At 37.6% G+C, this 6607-nt stretch carries 6 protein-coding genes and 3 tRNA genes; 8 read left to right on the forward strand and 1 reads right to left on the reverse strand.

Annotated elements, in window-relative coordinates; all coding sequences use genetic code 11:
- The first annotated feature begins 4 nt into the window (after positions 1-4).
- Positions 5-77 (forward strand) — tRNA-Phe (locus KGI01_RS13185).
- 93 nt (positions 78-170) lie between these two features.
- Here the strand turns inward: KGI01_RS13185 and KGI01_RS13190 are convergent.
- Positions 171-875: an IclR family transcriptional regulator gene (locus tag KGI01_RS13190; protein WP_170214800.1), complete on the reverse strand. Its 705-nt coding sequence runs from the start codon at positions 873-875 to the stop codon at positions 171-173.
- A gap of 150 nt (positions 876-1025) precedes the next feature.
- Here KGI01_RS13190 and KGI01_RS13195 point away from each other — a divergent pair, with 150 nt between their 5' ends.
- The 7 genes from KGI01_RS13195 (at position 1026) to KGI01_RS13225 (ending at position 6603) form a co-directional block, all read left to right on the forward strand.
- Complete coding sequence (locus KGI01_RS13195; RefSeq protein WP_141275067.1) at positions 1026-1880, forward strand: dimethylarginine dimethylaminohydrolase family protein; 855 nt, start codon at positions 1026-1028, stop codon at positions 1878-1880.
- A 15-nt stretch (positions 1881-1895) separates the two neighbouring features.
- Positions 1896-2657 (forward strand): dimethylarginine dimethylaminohydrolase family protein, encoded by a 762-nt coding sequence (locus tag KGI01_RS13200; protein ID WP_141275063.1) that lies wholly within the window; start codon positions 1896-1898, stop codon positions 2655-2657.
- 70 nt (positions 2658-2727) lie between these two features.
- Positions 2728-4140 (forward strand): amino acid permease, encoded by a 1413-nt coding sequence (locus KGI01_RS13205; protein WP_141275064.1) that lies wholly within the window; start codon positions 2728-2730, stop codon positions 4138-4140.
- A 20-nt stretch (positions 4141-4160) separates the two neighbouring features.
- Positions 4161-5774, forward strand: a complete 1614-nt coding sequence (locus KGI01_RS13210) for a M20/M25/M40 family metallo-hydrolase (RefSeq protein WP_141275065.1) — start codon at positions 4161-4163, stop codon at positions 5772-5774.
- 219 nt (positions 5775-5993) lie between these two features.
- Entirely contained in the window at positions 5994-6314 is a 321-nt protein-coding gene (locus KGI01_RS13215; protein ID WP_141275066.1) for a dienelactone hydrolase family protein, read from the forward strand.
- Positions 6315-6423: 109 nt separating this feature from the next.
- Positions 6424-6509 (forward strand) — tRNA-Leu (locus KGI01_RS13220).
- A gap of 19 nt (positions 6510-6528) precedes the next feature.
- Positions 6529-6603: transfer RNA gene (locus KGI01_RS13225), tRNA-Gly, on the forward strand.
- Positions 6604-6607: the final 4 nt, after the last annotated feature.

Consider the following 6607-nt stretch of genomic DNA (forward strand, 5'->3'; position numbering starts at 1 on the left):
TGAAGGGTCGGTAGCTCAGTTGGTAGAGCATTAGATTGAAGCTCTAAGTGTCGGCGGTTCGATTCCGTCCCGACCCATATTAAGCTCGTAAGTAGTATGACTACTTATGAGCTTTTTTCTATGCCTATCAACAGAAAAGAGACTGGATGTATTTCCAAGCCTCTTTCTTTTTACATAAAATATAAAGTTTCTTCGACTAACTTTCGTGTTTCGAGTAATTGTTTAGTCAGCCATTCGATTCGTTCTTCTGTTAGTGAAAAAGCTAGAACACTTAAACTAATCACATGTAACAACTCTTGATTCTTCGTAACAATCGGTGTCGCAAAAGAGACTGTCTCTTTTTGTGCATCGTCCATTAAAACAAATCCATCTACAATGATTTTCTGTAAAAATGAAGTATCCACATTAAATACATTTTCTTTTTTCTCTAAAATAATACGATGCGCCAAAACGATATGGTTAGCAGCACCTTCTGGCATAGCAGTTCGTAAACCAAGTCGATCAACGATATGTATACGACTATTCGGGCTATCCAAACGCTCAACAATCATTGATTCGTCTTCCATTGGTTTATGCATATACACACTTTCTTGTGTGAGCTCGGCTAAGTCATCTAAAATCGGACGAATTTTCGATACATAATCAAATTGATCATATACTTGTAATCCGTATTGCATCCATGCATCACCTAATGTGTAACGCTTCGTTGTTGCATCGAATTGAATAAGACGATGTTCCACAAGTGAGTGTAAAATGCGATGTAATGTAGCAAGTGCGAGTTCGGTATGTTCTGTTAATTGGCTGATGGTAACGCCTGTCTGGTTGTGTTCAGAGATGGCCTTTGTGATCATCATCATGCGATCAAGGGCTTGCATATGAAACACTCCTTTTAAAAAATAATAAAATACATCTATTGACATTATAAAGTATGGCGATTATATTTGGAATATAAATTTTTCACATAACGGAATTATTTTCCGTCTAATGAAAAAATAAAAGGGGTGTAGCAGTTGTTTACAGACACAATGTACAAAAAACTTGAAAAAGTGATTGTAAAACATCCGAAAGATGCTTTTATTAGTCAAGAACATCTACGAGAGAATTGGATGAAATATTTTTATTTATCTGAACCGACCTACGATGAGGCATTAAAAGAGTATGAGAATTTTTTAACGCTTTTAAAACAGCGTGTAGGGGAAGTTTTGTTTTTAGAACAAGATGAACGTGTCGGTTTAGATTCGATTTATGCGCATGATCCGGTGAAATTTACACCGCAGGGCGCAATTATTTTAAAGTCAGGTAAAGCATTACGTCAGCCAGAAGCAACAGTGTATCGTGAATTTTTAGAAAAGTATGACATTCCGGTTATCGGTCAACTGCAGGGGGATGCAGTATGTGATGGCGGCGATATTGTCTGGTTAAATGAGAAAACGGTTGCAATTGGTCGTGGCTATCGTACAAATGATGAAGCGATTCGTCAATTAACAGAGATATTAGAACCGATGGTAGATGAAATCAAGGTCATTCAATTACCACATGATTTAGGAGAAGAAGCATGCCTCCATTTGATGTCATTCATTAGTATTGTAGATAAAGATTTAGCTGTCGTTCATTCGCGTTTAATGCCTGTCGCACTGAGACAGTGGTTATTAGCGCAAGGTTTTACACTTGTGGAAGTACCAGATGATGAATACGATGCACTGGGTTGTAATGTATTAGCATTAGCACCGAGAGTTTGTATGATTCCTGCTGGAAATCCTGTAACAACAGCGCGATTAAAAGAAGCGGGTGCAACAGTTTACACATATAAAGGTGATGAAATTACTGTAAAAGGTACGGGTGGACCAACTTGCTTAACATGTCCAGTCGTTCGTATATAAAAGGGGGAAAATGAAATGTTCAATCATGTCATCGTTAAAAAACCAGGTAAAAGTTATGTAGAAGGTCTTACAACATCTGATTTAGGTGTACCGAATTATGATGAGCTATTAGTACAACACGAAAACTATGTTGGCGCATTAAAACAATGTGGTGTGGAAGTAGTTTATTTGGAAGCAGATGAGCAATTCCCAGATTCGACATTCGTAGAGGATACAGCCGTTTTAACAAAAGAATTTGCGGTCATTACAAATCCAGGAGCAGACAGTCGTAATGGGGAAGTTGAAGCGATTCGTCCAGCTGTATCAAAATTTTATGACAAAATTTATACAATTGAATCGCCAGGCTATTTAGATGGTGGTGATGTATTACAAGCAGACAATACATTCTATATTGGTATTTCGGAGAGAACGAATGAAGAAGGCGCGAAACAACTACAAGCCATTTTAGAAAAAGAAGGCTATACAGCGCATATCGTACCATTAAAAGAATTTTTCCATTTAAAAACAGGCATTGCGTACTTAGGTGATAATACGATGGTATTAGCAGGTGAATTTTTAGAAAATTCATTATTCGATGAATATAAAAAAATCATTATTCCGAAAGAAGACGAGTATTCAGCGAACTGTATCTTAATAAATGATTATGTCATTATTCCAGAGGGCTATCCAAATACAAAAGAAAAATTAGAGAAAAATGGTTACCAAGTAATTGCGTTACCAATGAGCGAGTTCCAAAAGCAAGACGGGGGATTAAGCTGTTTATCATTACGATTTTAAAAAGGTTGTCCACTGCGTGAGTGAGCGGTGGACAACCTCATTCGCATAGAACAAAGGGGAGCGGATTACAATGCATAAACAAGACACAACACCGCAATTAAATCGGACGATGAAAAGTCGTCACTTAATGATGCTATCACTTGGTGGCGTTATTGGAACAGGGCTCTTTTTAAATGTTGGTTACACGATTAATCAGGCAGGACCTGGTGGAGCCATTATTGGTTATTTAATCGGAGGCTTTATTTTATACATGGTTATGACTTGTTTAGGGGAGCTAGCAGTTCATATGCCAGTGACAGGTTCATTCCAAACGTATGCGACCAAGTTTATTCATCCAACAGCAGGCTTCTCGTTAGGATGGATGTACTTCGTTGGATCAGCTGCAACTGCAGGGGTGGAGTTTACAGCTGCTGGTATTTTGATGAAGCATTGGTTTCCAGATATGCCAACATGGATTTGGTGCGCCATCTTCATCGTATTATTATTCTCGCTAAATGCTCTTTCAACAAGAGGTTTCGCAGAAGCAGAGTTTTGGTTTGCAGGCATTAAAGTATTAGCAGTTGTCTTCTTCATCATCGTAGGCGCAGCAGCTATTTTCGGTATTGTACCAATGGCGGATCGCGTTGCACCACATTTGACTAATTTAGAACCGACCTTACTGTTTCCAGCAGGCATCATTATTATCTTTGTGACGATGATGAATGTTATTTTCTCGTATCAAGGTTCTGAATTGGTTGGGATTGCAGCAGGTGAGACAGAAAATCCACAAAAGACGATTCCAAAAGCGATTCGCACAATCTTAGTTCGAATCATTGTCTTTTATATTGCATCAATCGTCATTTTATCAGCGATTTTCCCATCATCTGAGCTTGGATTATTAGAAAGTCCGTTCGTAACATTACTTGAATTAGTCGGTATTCCATATGCTGCAGATATTATGAATTTTATTATTTTAACAGCGATTTTATCCGTTGGGAATTCATGTTTATATGCGTCAACACGTTTACTTTGGGCGATGTCACTTGAAGATATGGCACCGAAAATTTTCAGTAAAACAAGTAGACGTAACATTCCGCTTAATGCTCTATTATTCACGATGATTTTTTCATTACTTTCTCTATTAACAAGTGTTATGAAGGCAGATGCGGTATTTGTACTTCTTATGTCGATTGCAGGTATTTCCGTTACGATTTCATGGATGGGGATTGCATTATCACAATTTATGTTTAGACGAAAATATGTAAAATCTGGTGGACGTTTAGAAGACTTACAATATCGTGTGAAATGGTATCCATTCATTCCGCTATTTTGTATTACATTCTGTAGTGCTATTCTCATCTTTTTACTATGGGATGAAACACAACGAGCAGGTGTATTGTATGGAATTGGTTTCTTACTATTATGTATCGTCTTTTATTCAATTAAATTAAAAAGACAAAAGAGAGAAGCAGTTCAAGTACCTGAAGTAAATGAAGATTTATAAATTAAAAGGAGGAATAAGATATGAATTGGCAAACACCTGAGAAATTGCGCGCGTTATTATGTGAGGTGGTAAGCTTTGGGAGTGAGACATTTACAGAAGGTGAGCGTTTATTTTCGCGTAAACTAAAAGAAAAACTAGAAACATTAGCTTATTTTCAAACAAATCCGTCGCAATTGCAACTTGTCGATGTCGATTACGGACGCCAAGTCGTATCTGCTTTTTACCATGCACCACATTGTCGAGATACGGTTGTACTCATCAGTCATTTTGATACGGTCCAAACAGAAGAATACGGTGAAATTCGTCACTTAGCGACACAACCAGAAGAGCTGACAGCACTTTTAGAAAAACAGCCACATTATGTCAATGAAGCGGCACAGAAAGATTTACAAAAGGGCGAGTATCTATTTGGACGTGGTGTTATGGATATGAAAATGGGGCTATGTTTACACATGCAGTTAATCGAAAAAGCAATTGAGGAGCAGTGGCCGATTAATTTACTACTTATTACAGTACCTGATGAAGAAGTAAACTCAGCAGGTATGCGAAAAGCAGTGGAACATATTGCAGCTTTACGTGATAAACATGATTTACACATCGAGTTATTTTTAAATAGTGAGCCATCTTTTTCACAAGGTCCAGAAGATGTCAAAGAATATATTTATTCAGGTACAATTGGAAAAATTATGCCCGCAGCTTTATTTTACGGAAAAGAAACGCATGTCGGTGAACCATTAAAAGGCATTACAGCACCGTTTATGAGTGCCTTCTTAACAGCTGAGATGGAATTTAATGATCGCTTCGAAGAGACGGTTTACGGCGAGACAACACCACTCCCTGTATCACTTCAGCTGAAAGACTTAAAAGAGCAGTATTCAACTCAAACACCGTACCGAGCAGCAGCGCTTTATAATGTCTTTTTAATGAAGCGCAGTGCAAGTGAGATTTTTGACATTTTTGAACAAGTAACAATGAAAGCGATGGACAAATGTAATGCACAATACGAAAAAATTTGTGCGAAAAAGAATGTAAAGCCTGTTGGCACGATTCGTACGATTCGCTTTAGTGAATTGAAAAAGTATGCCCTTGAAAAATTAGGTGAAGCGAAAGTATCCGAGTTAGAAGAGGGAGTTTATACGAATGATGTATGGGATGACCGAACAAAATCATTAAAGATTGCGGATGAACTGATGATTCATTGTAAAGAGTTAGCACCAGCGACAGTTATTTTATTTGCGCCACCCTATTATCCACCAGCGAATTCGTCAGAGCATCCGTTTATGAAACAAGCTGTATCATACTTATTAGATGCAGCAAAACCATATGATATTCCACTCGAACAAATTCATTACTTTAATGGTATTTGTGACTTGAGTTATTGTCAGTATGTTTTAGACGATGGCTGGCAAAGCTATGAAGAAAATACACCAGTATGGGGCAAGACATATGAAATTCCTTTCGAACAAATTGCGACATTCGATGCACCAGTTTTAAATGTAGGACCTTTTGGAAAAGATGCACATCAAATTTCAGAGCGACTGCATACAAAAAGTGCATTTGAAGAAATGCCTGAATTAATTCAAGGATTGATCCAGCAAATGATTGTTTGGAAACAACGAAATGGAGCTGTATAAGTAATGTTGAAGAGGTTGGATTACTAGCCTCTTTTTCGTTTATATTAAACAAGTAGGGGGGATTTAGATGAATCATCAAACTTATTAAATAGAACAACAGCTTTTATGTACGATGAGGAAGAAAAAGCCTATGAATATTTTATGAAAGCAGTCGGTTTTGAAAAAGTAAAGAAGATGGTTGAGGAGTTAATAGACGCATTGGCAAAACAATAGGACTTTATTCAATTAGTCGGTTTTAGTGTCGGTGCAACAGTCGCATGGTTATGTAGTGAACATCCTGCTGTACAGAAAGTATTATGCTTTTACGGTTCACGTATTCGCTCCTATACGAATGTAATTCCAAAAGTACCTGTGCAGATGGTCTTTGGAAAGAATGAAAAAGCATTTAGCCCAGAGAATGTAAGAATAGGATTAAATGAGTATACTCTAGTAACTTTTGAAATAGTAGAAGGTGCACATGGCTTTGCGAATCTGTATAATCAAATGTATCGTGAACAGACTACGAAGCGAGTATTACAACAGTGGTTTGATTTGAAATAAGAAGTAAGAAAAAATTTCAGATAATAGTTGTCAACTTGTAGTAGTTATGATAATATAATTATTGTCAGTAACAATAAATCACTTAATACAGTGTGATTTATACATCCATGCCGGGGTGGCGGAACTGGCAGACGCACAGGACTTAAAATCCTGCGATGAGTGATCATCGTACCGGTTCGATTCCGGTCCTCGGCATCTTTTTTATGCTTAATTTGCGGAAGTAGTTCAGTGGTAGAACACCACCTTGCCAAGGTGGGGGTCGCGAGTTCGAACCTCGTCTTCCGCTCCAAAAT

It is taken from the genome of Kurthia gibsonii, from assembly GCF_006539985.1.
In the GTDB taxonomy this organism is placed as follows: domain Bacteria; phylum Bacillota; class Bacilli; order Bacillales_A; family Planococcaceae; genus Kurthia; species Kurthia gibsonii.

Excerpts from the sequence above, each read along its gene's own strand:
- KGI01_RS13190 (WP_170214800.1), bottom strand. The coding sequence starts at position 875 with ATGCAAGCCCTTGATCGCATGATGATGATCACAAAGGCCATCTCTGAA.
- KGI01_RS13195 (WP_141275067.1), top strand. The coding sequence starts at position 1,026 with ATGTACAAAAAACTTGAAAAAGTGATTGTAAAACATCCGAAAGATGCT.
- KGI01_RS13200 (WP_141275063.1), top strand. The coding sequence starts at position 1,896 with ATGTTCAATCATGTCATCGTTAAAAAACCAGGTAAAAGTTATGTAGAA.
- KGI01_RS13205 (WP_141275064.1), top strand. The coding sequence starts at position 2,728 with ATGCATAAACAAGACACAACACCGCAATTAAATCGGACGATGAAAAGT.
- KGI01_RS13210 (WP_141275065.1), top strand. The coding sequence starts at position 4,161 with ATGAATTGGCAAACACCTGAGAAATTGCGCGCGTTATTATGTGAGGTG.